General features: G+C 74.1%; 19 protein-coding genes. 6 read left to right on the top strand and 13 right to left on the bottom strand.

All coding sequences use genetic code 11. From position 1 onward, the window contains the following. Nucleotide 1: 1 nt before the first annotated feature. On the bottom strand, nt 2-814 hold the full coding sequence (locus D7318_RS14565; RefSeq protein ID WP_120697471.1) for an anti-sigma factor family protein: 813 nt from the start codon (nt 812-814) through the stop codon (nt 2-4). Then, nucleotides 811-1,620: an RNA polymerase sigma factor SigE gene (sigE, locus tag D7318_RS14560; RefSeq protein WP_230423745.1), complete on the bottom strand. Its 810-nt coding sequence runs from the start codon at nt 1,618-1,620 to the stop codon at nt 811-813. Before sigE ends, D7318_RS14565 begins: the two co-directional genes overlap by 4 nt. Nucleotides 1,621-1,707: 87 nt before the next feature. Here sigE and D7318_RS14555 point away from each other — a divergent pair, with 87 nt between their 5' ends. Next, nucleotides 1,708-2,418, top strand: coding sequence for an O-methyltransferase (locus D7318_RS14555; RefSeq protein WP_120697469.1), 711 nt, complete (start codon nt 1,708-1,710; stop codon nt 2,416-2,418). A 79-nt stretch (nt 2,419-2,497) separates the two neighbouring features. Here D7318_RS14555 and D7318_RS14550 read toward each other — a convergent pair whose 3' ends face one another. Then, the gene (locus D7318_RS14550) at nt 2,498-2,665 is read right to left on the bottom strand and encodes a DUF3117 domain-containing protein (RefSeq protein WP_019434894.1); all 168 of its coding nucleotides are present in this window, start codon (nt 2,663-2,665) and stop codon (nt 2,498-2,500) included. A 195-nt stretch (nt 2,666-2,860) separates the two neighbouring features. On the opposite strand from D7318_RS14550, the gene D7318_RS14545 reads away from it, so the two are divergent. Further along, complete coding sequence (locus D7318_RS14545; RefSeq protein WP_120697467.1) at nt 2,861-3,664, top strand: enoyl-CoA hydratase-related protein; 804 nt, start codon at nt 2,861-2,863, stop codon at nt 3,662-3,664. A gap of 20 nt (nt 3,665-3,684) precedes the next feature. Here the strand turns inward: D7318_RS14545 and D7318_RS14540 are convergent, their stop codons facing one another. Continuing rightward, complete coding sequence (locus D7318_RS14540) at nt 3,685-4,065, bottom strand: DivIVA domain-containing protein (RefSeq protein ID WP_120697465.1); 381 nt, start codon at nt 4,063-4,065, stop codon at nt 3,685-3,687. A 166-nt stretch (nt 4,066-4,231) separates the two neighbouring features. Here D7318_RS14540 and folP point away from each other — a divergent pair, with 166 nt between their 5' ends. Then, on the top strand, nt 4,232-5,092 hold the full coding sequence (gene folP, locus D7318_RS14535) for a dihydropteroate synthase (protein ID WP_120697463.1): 861 nt from the start codon (nt 4,232-4,234) through the stop codon (nt 5,090-5,092). Nucleotides 5,093-7,143: 2,051 nt separating this feature from the next. Here the strand turns inward: folP and D7318_RS14530 are convergent. Further along, the gene (locus D7318_RS14530; RefSeq protein WP_120697462.1) at nt 7,144-7,893 is read right to left on the bottom strand and encodes an LOG family protein; all 750 of its coding nucleotides are present in this window, start codon (nt 7,891-7,893) and stop codon (nt 7,144-7,146) included. A gap of 76 nt (nt 7,894-7,969) precedes the next feature. Next, nucleotides 7,970-9,079 carry a succinyl-diaminopimelate desuccinylase gene (gene dapE, locus D7318_RS14525; RefSeq protein WP_120697460.1) on the bottom strand — a complete coding sequence of 370 codons (1,110 nt, stop codon included), beginning with the start codon at nt 9,077-9,079 and terminating at the stop codon, nt 7,970-7,972. Nucleotides 9,080-9,135: 56 nt separating this feature from the next. On the opposite strand from dapE, the gene D7318_RS14520 reads away from it, so the two are divergent. Next, entirely contained in the window at nt 9,136-10,029 is an 894-nt protein-coding gene (locus D7318_RS14520; RefSeq protein WP_120697458.1) for a hypothetical protein, read from the top strand. A gap of 120 nt (nt 10,030-10,149) precedes the next feature. Beyond that, nucleotides 10,150-10,530 carry an ATP-binding protein gene (locus tag D7318_RS14515; protein ID WP_120697457.1) on the top strand — a complete coding sequence of 127 codons (381 nt, stop codon included), beginning with the start codon at nt 10,150-10,152 and terminating at the stop codon, nt 10,528-10,530. Between the two features lie 37 nt (nt 10,531-10,567). Here D7318_RS14515 and dapC read toward each other — a convergent pair whose 3' ends face one another. Further along, entirely contained in the window at nt 10,568-11,671 is a 1,104-nt protein-coding gene (dapC, locus tag D7318_RS14510) for a succinyldiaminopimelate transaminase (protein WP_120697455.1), read from the bottom strand. 55 nt (nt 11,672-11,726) lie between these two features. Then, nucleotides 11,727-12,053, bottom strand: a complete 327-nt coding sequence (gene fdxA / locus D7318_RS14505; RefSeq protein ID WP_120697453.1) for a ferredoxin — start codon at nt 12,051-12,053, stop codon at nt 11,727-11,729. A gap of 128 nt (nt 12,054-12,181) precedes the next feature. Between fdxA and D7318_RS14500 the strand changes: the two genes are divergently transcribed. Then, nucleotides 12,182-13,162 (top strand): GNAT family N-acetyltransferase, encoded by a 981-nt coding sequence (locus D7318_RS14500; protein WP_120697451.1) that lies wholly within the window; start codon nt 12,182-12,184, stop codon nt 13,160-13,162. A gap of 35 nt (nt 13,163-13,197) precedes the next feature. Here the strand turns inward: D7318_RS14500 and D7318_RS14495 are convergent, their stop codons facing one another. From D7318_RS14495 to D7318_RS14475, 5 genes are all read right to left on the bottom strand, one after another. Continuing rightward, entirely contained in the window at nt 13,198-14,913 is a 1,716-nt protein-coding gene (locus tag D7318_RS14495; protein ID WP_120697449.1) for a peptidoglycan binding domain-containing protein, read from the bottom strand. Between the two features lie 254 nt (nt 14,914-15,167). Beyond that, nucleotides 15,168-15,533 carry a DUF6113 family protein gene (locus D7318_RS14490; protein WP_120697447.1) on the bottom strand — a complete coding sequence of 122 codons (366 nt, stop codon included), beginning with the start codon at nt 15,531-15,533 and terminating at the stop codon, nt 15,168-15,170. After that, nucleotides 15,530-16,462, bottom strand: coding sequence for an N-acetyl-1-D-myo-inositol-2-amino-2-deoxy-alpha-D-glucopyranoside deacetylase (mshB, locus tag D7318_RS14485; RefSeq protein WP_120697445.1), 933 nt, complete (start codon nt 16,460-16,462; stop codon nt 15,530-15,532). The genes D7318_RS14490 and mshB overlap by 4 nt, the downstream gene beginning before the upstream one ends. A 92-nt stretch (nt 16,463-16,554) precedes the next feature. Further along, entirely contained in the window at nt 16,555-16,749 is a 195-nt protein-coding gene (locus D7318_RS14480) for a hypothetical protein (RefSeq protein WP_120697633.1), read from the bottom strand. 151 nt (nt 16,750-16,900) lie between these two features. Next, on the bottom strand, nt 16,901-17,998 hold the full coding sequence (locus tag D7318_RS14475; RefSeq protein ID WP_120697443.1) for an ABC transporter ATP-binding protein: 1,098 nt from the start codon (nt 17,996-17,998) through the stop codon (nt 16,901-16,903). Nucleotides 17,999-18,045 lie beyond the last annotated feature (47 nt).

The following is an 18,045-nucleotide window of genomic DNA, read 5'->3' as shown; positions in this document are numbered from 1 at the left end:
TTCAGCGGGGGCTCACGGCTCCCGCCGTCCCGGCCCCCGAGGAGGGCGGCTCCACCGGGCCCACGGCGGGTGAAGGGCGCAGCTCGTCGTTCAGCAGGGGGAACAGCTGGCTCGTCGCGCCGATGGGTCCGGCGGGGGCGCTGAGCAGGGAGAGCCCGACCGTGTGGGCCGTCAACCCGCCGGTCCCGCCCGCCTCTTCCTCCTGGGAACGGGCGCCCGACGAGCGAGCGGCCGCGGCCTGGGTGACGGTGGCGCCGGCGGCCGCGGCCTCCGAACCGCCCGAGCCTGGCGCGGCCACGCCCGAACCCGCGCTGGTGACCGCTCCCCCGATGGCGACCGCGGCGAGCGAGACCGCGCCGGCGGCCGCGAAGGCGAGCCGACGGCCACGATGCAGGCGCGGGCCACCGCCGTCGTGTATGCGGAAGCCACGCTCCGAGCCGAGCCGGGGCGGGCCGAGCAGCGACTCGCGCCCCTTGCCGCCCGGCAGCAGATCGAGGCGGAACGCCGTGCCGCCGCCGCGCGGGGCGGGAGGGTCGGGGGGCGTCCGCGTCCCCGGGCCCGAGGGCAGGCCACCGTCCGAGGCGGGCAGCCCCTGGAGCCTGGCCAGCAGCCCGTCGGACGGGCCCGGCGGCGGGCTCTCCGCGAAGACGCTCTTCAGCTCGCGCTGGGCGTCCGCCTCCGCCTTGCAGCTGGGGCACGTGGCGAGATGGGCCAGCACCCGGTCCCTCGTGTCGTGCGACAGCTCCCCGTCGACGAGAGCCGCGAGGCTCTCCCCGAGGTGGTGGTCGGCCGGGCCTGGCTCGGCGCTTGTCACTCCCGCCCGCCTTCCTCCGCGAACCCCGCGGCGGGCGCGCCCTGGGCGGCGGCGAGCACGGACTCGTCACGCGCTCCCCGCTCGCGCGGGGAACGGTGGCGCAGCGCCTTGCGCAGATGCGAGCGGCCTCGGTGGATCCGGCTGCGGACCGTGCCGAGCTTCACGCCGAGCGTCGTCGCGATCTCCTCATAGCTCAGCCCCTCGATGTCGCACAGCACCACGGCGGCGCGGAAGTCGGGGGCGAGGGTGTCGAGGGCCTGCTGGACGTCGGCGTCGAAGTGCGTGTCGTTGAAGTGCTGCTGAGGGGTGGGCTCGCGGCTCGGCAGCCGGTCGGCGGCGTCCTCGCCCAGGGCGTCGAACCTGATCCGCTGCTTGCGGCGCACCGAGTCGAGGAAGAGGTTGGTCGTGATGCGGTGCAGCCAGCCCTCGAACGTGCCGGGGGTGTAGGTGGAGAGCGAGCGGAAGACCCGGACGAAGACCTCCTGGGTGAGGTCCTCGGCATCGTGCTGGTTCCCCGTGAGGCGGTAGGCCAGGCGGTAGACCCGCGCGCTGTGCGTGCTGACGATCTCCTCCCAGCTCGGCGGGGCCCAAGTGGCGCCGTCGGACGGGGTGTTGAACGTGGCGACGGTGGTCTGCGGGCCGTCGGCCCCCTCGGTGGTGGACCGCTCCCTGTCGGTGTCAGCGATCTCTGTCACGGAATTCGGCCCGTCGGAAGACTTCAGGAAGCGTTTGAGCACCCCCCTGCCTGTGGACGCAGCCGCACCTCCCCTGTTGGCTCTGGTGGTGTCCAGTGGAGCCCCTACCATAGCCACCTGCCCCGTTAGCTCCGGATAAGCATTTTCCTGACCGGCTTTCCTCTGCCGTCCATTGATCCAACGTGCGGTCCGGGCGCCCTGTTCCCCTGGGGAGTCGATACAGTCAAAGCGCGTGACAGACGGGGACAGGAGAGGGCCATTACCGGCAACCGGCTGACGAGCTGGACGTTCGCCGAGGCGTATGGCGCACCGGACGCCGAGACCGCCGTGGGGGCGGCGCTGCGCTGGGCCCGTGAGCGGGCGCGCGAGGCCGGTGTGCGCTCCGTCTCGCCCGGCACCGGGGACGCCCTCCGCCTGCTCGCCGCCGTCTCGGGGGCCAGGGCCGTGGTCGAGATCGGCACCGGCACCGGGGTCTCCGGCATCCACCTGCTCTCCGGCATGCGGCCCGACTCCGTGCTGACCACGGTGGACGTCGAGCCCGAGCGGCTCCAGTTCGCGCGGCAGGCGTTCGGCATGGCGGGCTTCGCCGCGAACCGCGCGCGGCTCATCCCCGGGCACGCGCTCGACGTCCTGCCGCGGCTGACCGACGGCGGCTACGACCTGGTGTTCTGCGACGGCGACCGGCTCGAGTGCCTGGAGTCGCTGGCAGAATCGTTGCGGCTGCTACGGCCCGGTGGCCTGGTGTGCTTCGCGGGGGTCTTCGCCGGGGGCAGGACCGTGGACTCGGCCGCGGCGCCCACCGAGGTGCGCACGCTGCGCGAGCTGCTGCGCACGATCCGCGAGAGCGATGACCTGGTGCCCGCCCTGCTCCCGGTGGGCGACGGGCTCCTGTGCGCCGCCCGCGCCTGAGCACGGGCCGACAGCGAGACGGCGCTGCCCCGGAGTGTCCGGGGCAGCGCCGAAGGGTAAGGCTCGGAGCGCGGCGGCCTCAGCCGGTCACCTTCTTCAGCTCCTCGTCGAGCGCGACCGCTTCGTCCGGGGTCAGCTCGACGACGAGTCGGCCACCACCTTCGAGCGGAACGCGCATGATGATGCCCCGCCCCTCCTTGGTCACCTCAAGCGGACCATCGCCCGTCCGCGGCTTCATGGCCGCCATGCTCGTTCCCCTTCCTGAACCAGCCTCGTCGGAGCCGACAACACGGGGGTCACCGGCCTCGAACACATTGCTTCACGCCATTATCCCGCATGGAACGTCCTCATGACCAACATTGGCCTGTATCCCTTCGGCAACGCGCACGCGCAAAACCACTCAATTCGCCGATTGTCCCGCGATAGCACGGATCTCTGCGTCATGCTGAGCGGCATGGCCGACACCGACACCGTGCTCTACGAGGTAACCGACGGTCTCGCGACTGTCACGCTGAATCGCCCCGACGCGATGAATGCCCTGAATGTGGAGGCGAAGGAAGCGCTGCGCGACTCTCTCCGGCGCGCGGCGCTGGAATCCCAGGTGCGGGCCGTTCTCCTGACCGGGAAGGGCCGGGCGTTCTGCGTGGGACAGGATCTGAAGGAACATGTCGCGGCATTGGCGGGAGAAGACGAGCCGATGCGCACCGTGGCACTCCACTACAACCCCATCGTCAGCGCGATCGCGGGAATGCGGAAACCGGTCGTCGCGGCCGTCAACGGTGTAGCGGCCGGTGCGGGTTTCGGCTTCGCGCTGGCCGCCGACTACCGCGTGGTGGCCGAGAGCGCCTCTTTCAGCACGGCCTTCGCGGGAATTGCGCTCACCGCGGACTCCGGCCTGTCGTGGACCCTGCCGCGCTTCGTCGGACACGGGCGCGCGGCGGATCTCCTGCTCTTCCCGAGAAAGGTGGACGCGGCCGAGGCGGAACGGATCGGCATCGCCCAGCGGGTGGTCCCCGACGCCGAACTGCCCGCGGTGGCACGGGAGATCGCGCTCGGCCTCGCGCACGGGCCGACGCTGGCGCTCGCCGCGATCAAGGAGTCGCTCGCGTTCGCCGCGGGGCATCCGCTGACCGAGACCCTCGAGGTGGAGGAGCGGCTCCAGGCCGAGGCCGGGGCCTCGGAGGACCACAGGGCGGCGGTGGACGCGTTCACCAGGAAGGAGCGTCCGCGCTTCCACGGGCGGTGAGGCGCGCGTCCGCCCCGGGGTCACGGGGCCTCGGGCGGCGCGGCGTTGGCGTCGGCGGCGCGCTCCGCCTCCTGGGGCGCGCCGGGGGGGCGAGCCCCGGCCAGCGCCGTCTCGAGCTCGGTGATCCGCGCGTCCCGCTCGGCCAGCTCGGCCGCGAGCCGGTCGAGCACGTCGTCCACCTCGGCCATCCGGTATCCGCGGGGCGCGACCGGCAGCCGCACGCGCACCACGTCGGCGGGGGCCACCGGGCGGTCGCCGGGCAACGGGTCGTCGATGCGGTCGGGCTCCGCGTCGGCCAGCCCGCCGGTGGCGGGCCCGCCGGTGCCGTCCCCGCTGCCCAGCACCGCCAGCGTGACCGCGGCGATCACCACGACCATCGCCGCCATCAGAAACCAGAACACGACCGTCTCCCCTTGCGCTCTTCGGTGCTGCCTCGCCCTGCTCGCCGCCCACGTCGGCCGCTCCGCCGATGGTCGCATGCCGCGCCGACAACGGGGGGCAGGTAGTTTCGGGGGACAGGGTATGACGCGAGAGCGCTCACAGGGGCGAGATCGGGGTGCTGAACGGATGCTGCGGCTGGGGACGCGGGAGTTCGGCCCCGGCGAGCCGGTGATCATGGCCATCGTCAACCGGACGCCGGACTCGTTCTACGACCAGGGCGCGACGTTCGCGGACGACGCGGCGTTCGCCCGCGTGGCGCGCGCGGTGGACGAGGGCGCGGACATCATCGACGTCGGCGGCGTGAAGGCCGGTCCGGGCGACGAGGTGGACGCGGCCGAGGAGATCAGGCGCACGGCGGGCTTCGTCGCCGAGGTCAGAAGGCGCCACCCCTCCGTGGTGATCAGCGTGGACACCTGGCGCCACGAGGTGGCGGAGGCGGTGTGCGACGCGGGCGCCGACCTGCTCAACGACGCCTGGGGCGGCGTGGATCCGCGCCTCGCCGAGGTGGCCGCGCGGCACGGCGTGGGCATCGTGTGCACGCACGCGGGGGGCGCGCGCCCGCGCACCCGGCCGCACCGGGTCAGCTACGACGACGTGATGGCGGACATCCTGCGGGTCACCGTGGGGCTCGCGGAGCGGGCCGTGGCGCTCGGCGTGCGGCGCGACGCGGTGCTGATCGACCCAGGGCACGACTTCGGGAAGTCGACGCGCCACTCCCTCGAGGCCACCCGGCGGCTCGACGAGATGGTGGCCACCGGCTGGCCCGTGCTGGTGTCCCTGTCCAACAAGGACTTCGTCGGCGAGACGCTCGACGCCCCGGTCAAGGACCGCCTGATCGGCACGTTGGCCACGACCGCGGTCTCGGCCTGGCTCGGCGCCCGGGTCTACCGGGTGCACGAGGTCGCCGAGACGCGACAGGTCCTGGACATGGTCGCCTCGATCGCGGGCCACCGCCCCCCGAAGGTCTCCCGCCGCGGCCTGGCGTAGCGCGCCGCGCCTGCGGCGCGCGTGACGCCTGCGGCGCGCTCGGTGTCCGCGACGTGGCCGGGTGGTTGACGCCGTCGCGCGTCCGCGGAAATCGCCTGCGGAACGGCCTGCGGCCCGCTCGGCGCCTGCGGCGCGGCTGGTGGCGGGTCTGTGGTGAAACGGGTGTTGCGTTGTGGGGCGGCCTGCTTCACGCCTGCGGCGTGGCTGCGAAGTTGGCGTGTGCCGGGCCGCCAGGCGGACGGCCTGGCCTGCGCAACGCCTGCGGCACGCTCGGTGCCCGCGACGCGGCCGAGTGGTTGACGCCCGTCGCGCACCTGCTGGATGGCCTGCGGCCCGCTTCGCGCCTGCGGCGTGGCCTGGTGTCCGCAACACCGCCGGACAGTCAATGCCCGTCGCGCGCCTGCGGCGCGGCTGGTGGCGGGTGTTTGCGGTTCGTATCTTGCGGCCCGTCCGGGCCTGTGGTGCAACGGATGTTGCCTTGTGGGGCGGCCTGCTGGGCGCCTGCGGCGTGGCTGCATGGTTGGCGTGTGCCGGGCGGCCAGACGGACGGCCGTGCGGCCCGCTCGGTGCCCGCGACGCGGCCGGGTGGTTGACGCCCGTCGCGCGCCTGCGCGGTGAGCGGGTGACGTGCTTGATGCCTACGGCATCGCCGGGGAACTAACGCGCGTCCGACGACTCCCGGCGCCCCGACGACCTGCGGCCTGCTTGGTGCCTGCGGCGCGGTTGGGGTGGTTGGCGCGGCTCGGGCCTCTGGGGGGATGGTCGTTCCGGTGTTGTCCGGGCGGAGCCCGTCCTGTTACCCGGGGTTGGGGGCCGCCGTGTTTTCCAGGGCCGTGGTGGCCTACGTTGTCGGGCCTGCGGCCAGCTCCCGCCTGCGGCGGGGGCAGGCGCTCGGTGCCACCAGGCCCGGGGCTCCGACCCACGGATGCACGGCACACGTCGACTGCCCGGCTACGCCATAGGCGCCAAGCAGGCCGCAGGCCGTCCGCCTGGTCACCCCTCGGCACCGCCAACTTCGCGCCATGCCACAGGCGTCGAGCGCGGCACAGGCGATCCCGCAGGCGTTGACCACCCGGCGGTGTTGCGGACACCCGGCCACGCCGCAGGCGTTGCCCAGGCCGCAGGTCGTCGGACGCGCGTCAGCTCCCTGGCGATGCCGTAGGCATCAAGCACGTCGCCCGCTCACCGCGCAGGCGCGCGACATACGTCGACTGCTCAGCGGCGCTGCGAACGCCCAACGCGCCGCAGTCGCCAAGCAGGCCGCAGGCCGTTCCGCAGGCGCGCGACGGGCGTCAACCAACCGGCCACGCCGCAGGCGCCAAGCAGGCCGCAGGCCGTCCGCCTGGCCACCCCTCGGCACCGCCAACTTCGCGCCATGCCACAGACGTCGAGCGCGGCACAGGTGATCCGGCAGGCGCCGGAGGGGCGTTGACCACCCGGCGGTGTTGCGGACACCCGGCCACGCCGCAGGCACCAAGCAGGCCGCGGCTCGTCGGACGCGCGTCAGCTCCCCGGCGATGCCGTAGGCATCAAGCACGTCGCCCGCTCACCGCGCAGGCGCGCGACATACGTCGACTGCTCAGCGGCGCTGCGAACGCCCAGCGCGCCGCAGGCGTCAGGCAGGCCACCGGCTCACCCCGTAGACGCGCGACATACATCGACTACCCGGCCTACGCCGTGGGCGCCAAGCAGGCCGCAGGCCGTTCCGCAGGCGTGCGGCGGGCGTCGACCACCCGGCCACGCCGCAGGCGTTGCGCGGGCCGCAGGCCGTCCGCCTGGCCACCCGGCAGCCGTCCGGCACCCGCAGCCGCGCCGCAGGCGCCAAGCAGGCCGCCCCACAACGCAACATCCGTTGCACCACGGGCCCGAACGGGCCGCAAGGCGCGAACCGCGAACACCCGCCACCAGCCGCGCCGCAGGCGCCGAGCGGGCCGCAGGCCACCCACTCCCACAACGCCCCCGCGCCGCAGGCGCGAACCCCGACCGCCGGGGCCCCGGCGCGGGCAGCGCGCCGGGCCCCGGGGGCGGGGCGGCCAGGCTCCCCGCAGGGGCTACGGCTTGGTCACCCTCGCGATCGCGTCGTCCACGTCGTCCGTCACATGGAAGAGGGCGAGGTCCTTCTCCGACGCCTTGCCCTGGGCGATCACCGTCTCGCGCACCCAGTCGGCCAGGCCGCGCCAGTACGCCGTGCCGACCAGCACGATGGGGAAGCGCGTCACCTTCTGCGTCTGCACCAGCGTCAGCGCCTCGAACAGCTCGTCCAGCGTGCCGAGACCGCCGGGCAGCACCAGGAAGCCCTGCGCGTACTTCACGAACATCGTCTTCCGCACGAAGAAGTAGCGGAAGTTGACGCCGATGTCGACATAGTCGTTGAGCCCCTGCTCGAAGGGCAGCTCGATCCCGAGGCCGACCGAGACGCCGCCGCCCTCGCTCGCGCCCCGGTTCGCGGCCTCCATCGCGCCGGGGCCGCCGCCCGTGATCACCGCGAAGCCCGCCTCCGCGAGCCCGCGCCCGATGCGCCGCCCCAGCTCGTACTCGGGCGCCCCCGGCGAGGTGCGGGCCGAGCCGAACACGCTGACGGCCGGGCCGAGTTCGGCCAGGGCGCCGAAGCCTTCCACGAACTCCGACTGGATCCGCAGCACGCGCCACGGGTCGCCGTGCACCCAGTCCGACGGGCCCCTGGTGTCGAGCAGCCGCTGGTCCGCCGTGCCCGACATCACCTGCCCTCGCCGCCGCACCACGGGGCCGAGGTGCTGCTCGTTGCGGTGGTGCCGCTCGGGGGACTCGGGACTGCCGTTCATGCCGTGCTCCTCGCCTCTTCTGCCGTCTTGAACGCCTGCTTGAACGCCTGCTTGAACGCCTGCCCGCAGCGTACGGTCACGCCGCGGCGGACACGCCCGCGCTCAGCCAGGCGCGCAGGCGCTCCTCGCAGCGCGCGATCGCGTCGATGGCCACCCGCTCGTCCCGCTTGTGCGCGAGGTTCGGGTCGCCGGGGCCGTAGTTGACGGCCGGGACGCCCAGGGCGCTGAAGCGGGACACGTCCGTCCAGCCGTACTTGGGCCTCGGCTCCCCGCCCACCGCCTCGATGAACGCGCGCGCCGCCGGGTGCGAGAGCCCCGGCGACGCACCGGGCGAGTGGTCGGTCACCGTGAACTCCGCGACCCCGCAGCCCTCGAAGACCTCCCGCACGTGCGCGACCGCCTCGTCCCGTGAACGATCAGGCGCGTAACGGTAGTTGACGGTGACCAGGCAGGCGTCGGGGATGACGTTCCCGGCCACGCCGCCCTCGATCCGCACGGCGTTGAGCCCCTCGCGGTACTCAAGGCCTTCGACCACCGGGTGGCGCGGGACATACGCCGCGAGCCGCTCGAGCACCGGCGCGGCGGCGTGGATCGCGTTGTCGCCCATCCACGAGCGCGCCGAGTGCGCGCGCTGGCCCGGCAGGCGGAGCACCATCCGCAACGTGCCCTGGCAGCCGCCCTCGACCTGGCCGCTCGACGGTTCGAGCAGCACCGCGAAGTCCCCGGCGAGCCAGTCGGGATGGTCACGCGCGAGGTGGCCGAGGCCGTTGCGCTCGGCCTCGACCTCCTCGTTGTCGTAGAAGACGAACGTGAGGTCCCGGTTCGGCCGTGGCACCGTCGCCGCGATGCGCAGCTGCACCGCGACGCCCGCTTTCATGTCGCTCGTGCCGCAGCCCCACAGCACGCCGTCCGCGTCGAGGCGGGAGGGGACGTTGTCCGCGATGGGCACGGTGTCGAGGTGCCCGGCCAGGACGACCCGCTGCGCCAGGCCCGACTCGGTGCGCGCCACCACGTTGTTCCCGTGCCGGTCGACGCGCAGCCAGGGCAGCGTGGCCAGCGCGGCGGCCACGGCGTCGGCGAGCGGCTTCTCGCTCCCGCTGACCGAGGGGATGTCGACGAGCCGCGCGGTCAGGGCCGCGGCGTCGAGCGCGAGATCGAGGGCGGGCGGTTCCGCGGGGCGTTCCATGGCCTCACCGTACCCGGGCGGAACGGTGCCCGACCGCGACCGGTTACCCTCGTCCAATGCCCGAACGGACGACCGCCGAGCGACGCCGCCCCTGGTTGCGCGGCGTGTCGGCGACGTTGGTGCTCGTGGGTCTCGGGGCTTACGCCTGGGCGCAGTTCGGCCCCGATCCGACGGACGAGCCGCACTGCGCGGTGGCCGGCGCGGACGGGGAGACGGCGATGACGCTCGCGCTCCCGCAGGCGGCCAACGCCGCGACCATCGAGGCCGTCGCCTCGTCGCGCGGGCTGCCCGAACGGGCGGTGACGATCGCGATCGCCACCGCGATGCAGGAGTCGAGCCTGCGGAACCTGGACTACGGCGACCGCGACTCCCTGGGCCTCTTCCAGCAGCGCCCCTCGCAGGGCTGGGGCACGCCCGAGGAGGTGACCGACCCGGTGTTCGCGGCGGGCGCGTTCTACGACCGGCTGGTGGAGATCGACGGGTACGAGTCGATGGCGTTGACGGTGGCCGCGCAGGAGGTGCAACGCAGCGCGTTCCCCGACGAGTACGCCAAGCACGAGGAGGAGGCCGCGCTGCTCGCCGGGGCGCTGACCGGGCGCGACGCCGCGGCGCTGAGCTGCGTGTGGTCCGTGGGCGAGCGCGCCGAACGGGCCGGGGGCGGCGCGCGGGTGGGCGGCCCCGACGAGGTGCACGCGCTCATGGTGCGGGAGTTCGGCGAGGGCGTGCGGCCGCTGGGCGGCGAGGGGTCGGTGACCGTTCCCCTCGACGAGGGCGAGGAGACCTCGCGCGGCTGGGAGCTGGCGCACTGGGCGATGGCGCACTCCGAGGAGCTCGGCATCGAGCGGATCACGTACGGGGACCACGTGTGGGACGCCAGGAGCGCCGGCGAGGGATGGCGGGAGAACGCCGAGGAGGGCGCCGACGGCGAGGTGCGGCTCGCGCTCCTCTGAGGGCCGCCGACCACCCCTCGGCCCGGGGCATTGCCGATCCTTTACCGAAGGCGGCCGCAACCTCGGGCCGCCGCCGGGCGATAGGCAGGTCGTCCACAGCACGCACGGCGAAGGAGCATCATGTCCCACCCCCTCACCCGACACCTCACCAAGGCCGCGTTCCTGCTCGCCGCCGGCGCCGCGCCCGTGCTCGGGGCGGCGGGCCAGGCGGCGGCCGTCGCGCCGCTGCCCTCGGGTCTGAGCAACCTGGTGCTCGACGAGGCAGGCGTCAACCGAACGGTGGGTGACACGGTGGACAACGCCGCGCTCGCCGCCACGGGCGCCACCGAGACCATGGGCGGCGACGCCGTGAAGGCGGCCATGCCCGTGGTGGGCCCGCTGGCGCACGGCGCGGCGCACGAGACCGGGACGACCGCGGGCGCGCTGGCCGGTGACCTGGCCAGGACCACCCATGGCACCGGGCTGCTGCCCCTGGTCGACCAGGTCGGCAACGGCCGCTGAGCCACCCGGCGGAGCGAAGGACGTCGCGAGCGCCGCCTCACGCCACGGCGAGGCGGCGCACCGCCTCGGCGACGCGCTCGTCCGTCGCCGTGAACGCCACCCGCACGAACGACTCCCCCGCGGGCCCGTAGAACTCCCCGGGCGCCACCAGGATCCCCCGCTTGCTCAGCTCCGCGACCGTGTCCCAGCAGGGCTCGTCGCGCGTGGCCCACAGATACAGCGACGCCTCGCTGTGCTCGATCCGGAATCCCCGCCCCTCCAGGGCGCTTCGCAGCGCGTCCCGGCGCGCGGCGTAACGCGCCCGCTGCTCCGTCACATGCGCGCCGTCCCCGAGCGCCGCGATCATCGCCGCCTGCACCGGCGATGGCATCATCATCCCCGCGTGCCTGCGGATCGCCAGCAGCTCCCCGAGAACGGCCGGGTCCCCCGCGAGGAACGCCGCGCGGTACCCGGCGAGGTTGGACCGCTTCGAGAGCGAGTGAACGGCGACCAGGCCCGTCACGTCGCCGCCGCACACATCGGGGTGGAGGACCGAGACGGGGTCGGCCTCCCAGCCGAGCTCCAGATAGCACTCGTCGCTCACGACCAGCACCCCGTGCTCCCTGGCCCAGGCCACCACGGCCCGCAGCTCGTCGACCGTGAGCACCCGACCGGTCGGATTCGACGGGGAGTTGAGCCAGAGGAGCCGCAGCCTCTCCGGGTCGAGCCCGGTGGGCAGATCGCGATAGGGAACGGGCTCGGCGCCCGCGAGCACGGCGCCCACCTCGTACGTGGGGTAGGCGGGCTCGGGGAAGGCCACCCGGTCGCCCGCGCCGAGGCCGAGCTGGGCGGGCAGCGCCGCCACCAGCTCCTTGGAGCCGATGACGGGAAGCACATGGTGGTGGTCGAGCCCCACGGCGCCGGTCCGCCGCCCGCACCAGCCGACGAGGGCGTCGCGCAGCGCGGGGGTCCCCCACACCGTCGGATAGCCGGGGCTGTCCGATGCCGCCGCCAGGGCGTCGCGCACGACCTCGGGAACGGGGTCGACCGGGGTGCCGATCGACAGATCGACGATCCCCGAGCGGTGGGCGGCCGCGGCGGTCTTGTACGGCTCGAGCCGGTCCCAGGGGAAGACCGGCAGGCGGGCGGAGACGGGTGGCACGGTGGTGGCTCTCACTTCTCGCTGCGACGCGGTGACCGGCGGCGCCGGCCCCGCGTCACTCGTCGTGGCTCTGCGGGGGAAGCGCGGCGATCAGCGGGTGGTCCCGCTCGATCAGGCCGAGCTTACTCGCGCCACCGGGCGAGCCCAGCTCGTCGAAGAACTCGACGTTCGCCTTGTAGTAGTCCTTCCACTCCTCAGGAGTGTCGTCCTCGTAGAAGATCGCCTCCACGGGGCAGACCGGCTCGCAGGCACCGCAGTCCACGCACTCGTCGGGGTGGATGTACAGAGCGCGCTGCCCCTCGTAGATGCAGTCGACGGGGCACTCCTCGATGCACGCCTTGTCCTTCAGGTCGACACAAGGCTCCGCGATGACGTAGGTCACGCTGTCAGTCCTCCTCGTTGGGGGCGGCAGATCCGCCGCGGTCGCGCGCGGAAGCGCGGCGTCGTCGATGCTCAGCCCTAGTATCGCCGGTTGAGGCTAAAGGGCGAACAAGAGGGGCCGAGAAGACGGTGCAGTTCTCCGCGGGCGCACACTTTATCGTTCGTATCACGGCTGATGACGTGGGGAGACGGGTCTCGGTACGGACGGTGACCGGCCGGGAGGAGGCCGGGGCGCGCTTCACCGACACCGTGGGCGTGCTGACGTCGTGGGCCGACGGCGTGCTCAGCGTCACACGGCGCGACGGCCGCGTGGTGGAGATCGACGAGGCGGCGATGGTGGCGGCCAAGGTCGTCCCCCCGGTGCCCGCGCGGCGGCGCGGGCTGCCCGCCGCCGACGTGGCCGAGCTCACCGCGGTGGGCGTGCGGGCCTGGCCCGCGCCCGAGACCGAACGCCGCGGTGACTGGCTCGCCAGGGCCGCGGGCGGCTGGACGCGCCGGGCCAACTCCGCGGTGGCGCCCGGCGGTCCGGGGGCGGGCGCGCCCGATCTGGCCTGGCTCGGGGCGTGGTACGCCGAACGCCACCTGCCGACCGTGCTCCACCTCGGGCCAGGGCACGAGGCGTTGGCCGCGGAGCTCGAGGGGCGCGGCTGGAGCGCGGACGGGCATGCCGCGCTCCTGGTGGGCGCGCTGGCCCCGCTCGCCGATCGCACACCCGACGAGCGGGTGGTGGTCACCGAGGAGTTGACGGACGCGTGGCTCGCGGGGTGGCCGCGGGCCGCCGAGGCGCCCGCGGTGGCCCGCCGCGTACTGGCGGGCGGGCCACGGGTGTTCTTCGGAGTCGTGCCGGGCGCGGCCGTGGGCCGGTGCGTCGTCGAAGGGCGCTGGGCGGGGTACGCCGCGGTGCGCGTGGCCCCGGCGCACCGCGGAACGGGCCTGGCCACCGCCGTGATGGGCGAGCTGGCCCGTGCCGCGCTCGGCGCGGGGGCGAGCGCGGCGTACCTCCAGGTGGCGACGGACAACGCCCCCGCCCGCGCGCTCTACGCCGCGCTCGGCTTCGGCGAGCACCACAGGTACCACTACCTGACGGCTCCGGCTCCTCAGGGGCGTTGACCGGTGCCGTTGACCGGGGACGTCGGCCAGGGGCGTCAGCCCTCCGTCGCGCCCTCCACCACGGCCTCGCGGCGGCCGGGCCCGTCGTCCGTCGTGGCCGTCTCGCGCAGCACCGGGACCATGGCCGCGGCGACATGCTCGGGCGTGATCGGCACCAGGCCCGCGCCCGCGTCGATCATCAGCCCGTCGAACCGGCTGCCGTAGAGCGTGGCAAGCGCCTCGGTGTCGATGACCGGCTGGAGGTTGCCCTCGTCGCTCGGCTCCATGGTGAGGAGGCCGCTCAGGGTCTCGGGGCTGAGCGGCAGCGGCTCGCGCTCGGCGGCGATCAGCCAGATCCAGCCCGACATCGCGGGCTCGCCGAACTCCGTGAGCGCCCGCTGCACCTGCTCCTCGCCGACGAGCGGCTGCTGCTCGCTCGCGGTCAGCTCGACCGTGGGGTTGCGGCCCGTCGCCGCGCGCTCGCGGAAGGCCGACTCGACGCGGTCGGCCGCCTCGTCGAGGTCGATGGCGTTGCCGGGCTCGCCGTTGCGGCCGATGGCCTGGCCGTTCTCGAAGACGACCGTGCCGTCGACCGGGCCCGCGCCCGTGTCGCCGGTGAGGTCCTGGAGGGCGACGGTCAGCTTCTCGCGGTCCACGGCGAACGCCGCGTCGCGCGCCCGCTCGGCGCCGAGCAGCGAGCCGTAGACGGAGACCGGGCTGTAGTCCTGGCCCGACGAGGCGTCGACCGTGGCCTCGGTGTCGACGGCGAGGCCCGCGACGCTGGGCTTCAGCTCGAACTCCTGGTCGCCGATGAGCAGCGTCAACGGGTCGTTGTTGGCGCGCTGCAACTCCGCGTCGAGGCGCTCGACGGCCTCCTCCGAGCTGAGGCCCCCGATGTCGATGCCCAGCACGGTGGTGCCCTGGGGCACGTCCTCGGGGCTGAGGTAGAGGCCCGCGCCATAGGCCACGACGGCGATGCCGATGACCCCGACGGCGAGCAGCCGCACCTTCGAACGCCCCTTGGGCCTGGCCGACTTGGCGGCCTTCTTCGGCGTGGCCGCCGCGGGCTCTGCCGCGGGCTCGGCGTCCTCGTCGACCGGGGCGGGCGGGCGCGGCCCCGGCGGGGGCACCACGGGGCTCGGGCCGGTGTCGTAAGGGCCGCTGTCGTAAGGGCCGCCCACCGCCGCCATCGGCCCGGTGGACGTCACCTCGGGCGGGGGCGGGGGCGGGAAAGGGCCGCCGAGGTCCATCGTCGTGGAGACGGGGTCGTCCTCGGCGGGCGGCGCGGGGGAGCGCAGCGGCATGTCGCCGGTGGCCGGGCCCGCGGTGGGCCCTACGGGGCGCGGGGGCAGCCCGAGCGGGGTGCCCGCGGGGGGCGTCTCGGTGGGCTGGTGGAGCCAGTCGGCGGGGATGCCGCCCGACGGCGTCTCGGTCATCGCCGGGTGACCGCCCGGCGGGGTGTCAGGGCCCGGCGGACGCTCGCGCTCCGGCTCGGGCGGCCCTCCGGCGGGACCCTGGGTGCCTCGGGGCGTGGGCGGCTTCCTCGGCTCGAACCACGAGCTGGCCTTCTTGCCCGCGCCGCCCTGGCCACCGGCGCCGCCGCCCTGGCCCTGGGGGCCGCCGCGCGCGGCCATCGACTCGCCACCGGTGCGCGTGGGCAGCGGCGGCGGGGTGGGCGCCTCCTGAACGGCGGGCTGCTCCACCGTCTCCCGCACCACGATGGGCGGAATGGGCCGGGAGCCCGGGATGTTGATCCGGGCCCGGGTCGTCATCGTGGTCTCGGTCTTCTTCTCCTCCGCCCGAGAGGCTCCGGGGCGGCCTTCACCGTCCCGGTCCCCGTGCTGGGGTTCACCCCACCCCGGAGGCCCGGGGGGCGGATTGTCACTGTCACGACTCAAGGCTGATCTCCCGGTTGAGCTTCACCGGCCGGCCCGGGACAGGCCCTGCACCGAGCGGCGTGGCCCCACGATACTGGGGTCCGGGGTGTGCCAGGCCGCCACCACAGGATTGCTACACAGCGCACGAGCTATGAACGGGGGCCGACCTCGGGCAGCGCGAACAGGGGGCGCTCGCTGGGGGCGAGCGTCGCACACAGCACGGCGATCACCATGCCCCCCAGCAGGAACAGATAACTGCCCGCGCCCGCCGCGAAGATGAAGTCGCCCTGGGGCCGGGTGAACGTGAGCAACACCACGGCGACCGTCCAGCCGCCCGCCGGCGTACCGGCGCCGAGACGGGAGCGCGTGGCCAGCGCCCCGCCCCAGAAGAGCGCCGCCGCGCCCCCCAGGGCCAGCAGCAACCCACCGGGGAACCAGCCGCCCTGGATCAACGCCCCCGCCACCCCGGCCGCGGCGCCGAGCAGCGCGAGAACGCCATGGACGACCGCCCTCATGCGCGCTCCCCCTCCCCTTCGAATCCATCGGACATGTCCGGCCGTTCCGGCGCGAGGTCGAGGCCGGCGAAGACGTCGCGCGCGCCCGGCGGGAGCGGCGCCCCCGCGGCCAGCCGGTAGAACTCCGTGTCCCACAGCGGCTGGGCCAGGCCGTTGGAGAGCGCGAAGATCGGCCCCTCCCGGGTCCGCGCGACCTCGACCTGGGTGGCGTGGGCCGCCATCGCCGCGGCCTTGGCGGCCACCTGCTCGGGGGTGCCGGTGACGGCGAGGGCGACCTCGTCGTCCTCGACGACGCCCGGCAGGTCGCCGATCGAGGCCACCCCGGCGAACGGCCCGGGCCCGGCCGCGCGCAGGGCGTCGAGGCGCTTCTCGGCGGCGGAGCGCGGCAGGCAGCACCACAGGACGCGGGCGACCCGGTGCGGCGCGGTGGGGTGGGACGCGGCGAGCTCGGCGCCGCGCAGGGCGACCCGGTGGGCCTTGATGTGGTCGGGGTGGCCGTAACCGCCGTGCGGGTCATAGGTGATGAGGACCGCGGGCCGCACCTCGGCGATGATCTCGGCGAGCGCGGCGCCCGCCTCGTCGAGGTCGGCGCGCCAGAACGCGGTGGGCGCGTCGTTGGACGGCAGGCCCATCATCCCGGAGTCGGACCAGCGGCCCGGGCCGCCGAGGAAGCGGTGGTCGGTGACGCCGAGGGCGCGCATGGCGGCGGCCAACTCGGTGGCGCGGAACGGGCCGAGCGCGTCGTCCCAGCCGGCCACCAGGTGCGTGAGCTCGGCCGGGATGACCTCGCCCTCCTCGCCGAGCGTGCAGGTGACAAGGGTGACGGCGTGCCCCGCGGCGCGCGCGGCGGCCATGGTCACGCCGTTGCAGATGGACTCGTCGTCGGGATGGGCGTGCACGAGGAGCACACGCGCCGGTCCTGAACTCATGAGGCGAGCTTACGTCCCGGCGCGGGCGCGTTCCGATCAGTGCCCGACGTGGCCGACGTGTCCGAAGTGGCCGCCGTGGCCGCCGTGGCCGATCAGAAGCTCAGCTCGCTGATCATGTCGGAGAGGCTGGTCGAGAAGTCGTCGATCGTGGGGGCCATGTTCGACCCTGCGAGGTAGAAGCCCAGGAGAACGCAGACCGCGGCGTGCACGATCTTCAGTCCGTTCTTCCTGACCAACAGGACGACGATGACCGCGAGGAGCAGCACCGCAGAGACGGTCACCAGGATCACCTCCATCGAGTCGTACCCGTGTCCGGGCAGGCCAGAGGGATCTTCCATCTCTGGAAGCACCCGCCCACCCCGCGTGACGAATCATAACGATCAACAGGCCGAGCATGGCTCGGTGCACGGGTGCAGAAGAGGGGCGCACGCCCCCGGCTCAGTGGGCGAGCGTCGTGCCTTCCTCGGGGAAGTGGCAGGCCGTGAGGTGCCCTTCGGCGTTGCCTCCGATCCTGATCAGCGGGGGTGTCTCGGCGGCGCAGCGCTGCTGTGCCTTCCAGCAGCGGGTGCGGAAGCGGCAGCCCGACGGCGGGTCGGTGGGCGAGGGCACATCACCCTGGAGGCGTATCCGCTCACGGGCGGGCGCGGCGTCCCCCTGGCCCGCGGCGTCCGTGTCACCCGTGTCAACTTCCGGCACGGCGGACAGCAGCGCGTGGGTGTAGGGGTGCCGGGGGCGCTCGTAGATGTCGGCGCGCTCCCCCACCTCGACGATGCGGCCCAGGTACATCACGGCGATGCGCTGCGAGAAGTGCCGCACCACGGCGAGGTCATGGGCGATGAAGAGGAACGCGATGCCGAGATCGCGCTGCACGCCCTTGAGGAGGTTGACGACCTGGGCCTGGATGGAGACGTCGAGCGCCGAGACCGGCTCGTCGGCGATGATCAGCTTGGGCTCGAGGGCCAGCGCCCTGGCCACGCCGATGCGCTGCCGCTGGCCGCCGGAGAACTCGTGCGGGAAGCGGTTGTAGTGCTCGGGGTTGAGGCCGACGGTCTCGAGCAGCTCGCGGACCCGGGCCTCGCGGCCGCCCGGCGGGTCGATGCCGTTGATCTCCATGGGCCCGCGGATGATCGTGCCCACGGTCTGGCGGGGGTTGAGCGACGAGTAGGGGTCCTGGAAGATCATCTGGATCTCGGAGCGGATGGGTGCCATCTCCTTGCGCCCCGCGTGGGTGATGTCGCGGTCCCGGTAGCTGATCGTGCCCGCGGTGGGGTCGATCAGCCGGGCGAGCAGCCGCCCCGTGGTGGACTTGCCGCAGCCCGACTCGCCGACCAGGCCGAAGCTCTCGCCCTCGTGGACGGTGAAGTCCACACCGTCCACCGCCCGTACGGCGCCGACGGTGCGCTTGAACGGGAATCCGGCCCTGACGGGGAAGTGCTTGGTGAGGTCCCTGACGGTCATCAGGGGCGTCCCCGCCCCGGCCCCTGAGCCGCCAGGGCCCTCGGTGGCGCCGTCCTTGCTCAGCGTGCCGCTGGTCATCTGGTCGTCCGTTCTCAACTCGTGTGCTCGAAGGCGTCGGTCGGCGG

The organism is Streptomyces radicis (assembly GCF_003626575.1).
GTDB classification, from domain to species: domain Bacteria; phylum Actinomycetota; class Actinomycetes; order Streptomycetales; family Streptomycetaceae; genus Streptomyces; species Streptomyces radicis.
The sequence above is the reverse complement of the archived record's forward strand: the minus strand, read 5'-3'. Positions and strand labels throughout refer to the sequence as shown.

Excerpts from the sequence above, each read along its gene's own strand:
- D7318_RS14495 (WP_120697449.1), bottom strand. The coding sequence starts at position 14,913 with ATGACGACCCGGGCCCGGATCAACATCCCGGGCTCCCGGCCCATTCCG.
- dapE (WP_120697460.1), bottom strand. The coding sequence starts at position 9,079 with ATGGAACGCCCCGCGGAACCGCCCGCCCTCGATCTCGCGCTCGACGCC.
- D7318_RS14550 (WP_019434894.1), bottom strand. The coding sequence starts at position 2,665 with ATGGCGGCCATGAAGCCGCGGACGGGCGATGGTCCGCTTGAGGTGACC.
- D7318_RS14475 (WP_120697443.1), bottom strand. The coding sequence starts at position 17,998 with ATGACCAGCGGCACGCTGAGCAAGGACGGCGCCACCGAGGGCCCTGGC.
- folP (WP_120697463.1), top strand. The coding sequence starts at position 4,232 with ATGCTGCGGCTGGGGACGCGGGAGTTCGGCCCCGGCGAGCCGGTGATC.
- D7318_RS14520 (WP_120697458.1), top strand. The coding sequence starts at position 9,136 with ATGCCCGAACGGACGACCGCCGAGCGACGCCGCCCCTGGTTGCGCGGC.
- sigE (WP_230423745.1), bottom strand. The coding sequence starts at position 1,620 with ATGGTAGGGGCTCCACTGGACACCACCAGAGCCAACAGGGGAGGTGCG.
- D7318_RS14545 (WP_120697467.1), top strand. The coding sequence starts at position 2,861 with ATGCTGAGCGGCATGGCCGACACCGACACCGTGCTCTACGAGGTAACC.
- mshB (WP_120697445.1), bottom strand. The coding sequence starts at position 16,462 with ATGAGTTCAGGACCGGCGCGTGTGCTCCTCGTGCACGCCCATCCCGAC.
- D7318_RS14530 (WP_120697462.1), bottom strand. The coding sequence starts at position 7,893 with ATGAACGGCAGTCCCGAGTCCCCCGAGCGGCACCACCGCAACGAGCAG.
- D7318_RS14515 (WP_120697457.1), top strand. The coding sequence starts at position 10,150 with ATGTCCCACCCCCTCACCCGACACCTCACCAAGGCCGCGTTCCTGCTC.
- D7318_RS14490 (WP_120697447.1), bottom strand. The coding sequence starts at position 15,533 with ATGAGGGCGGTCGTCCATGGCGTTCTCGCGCTGCTCGGCGCCGCGGCC.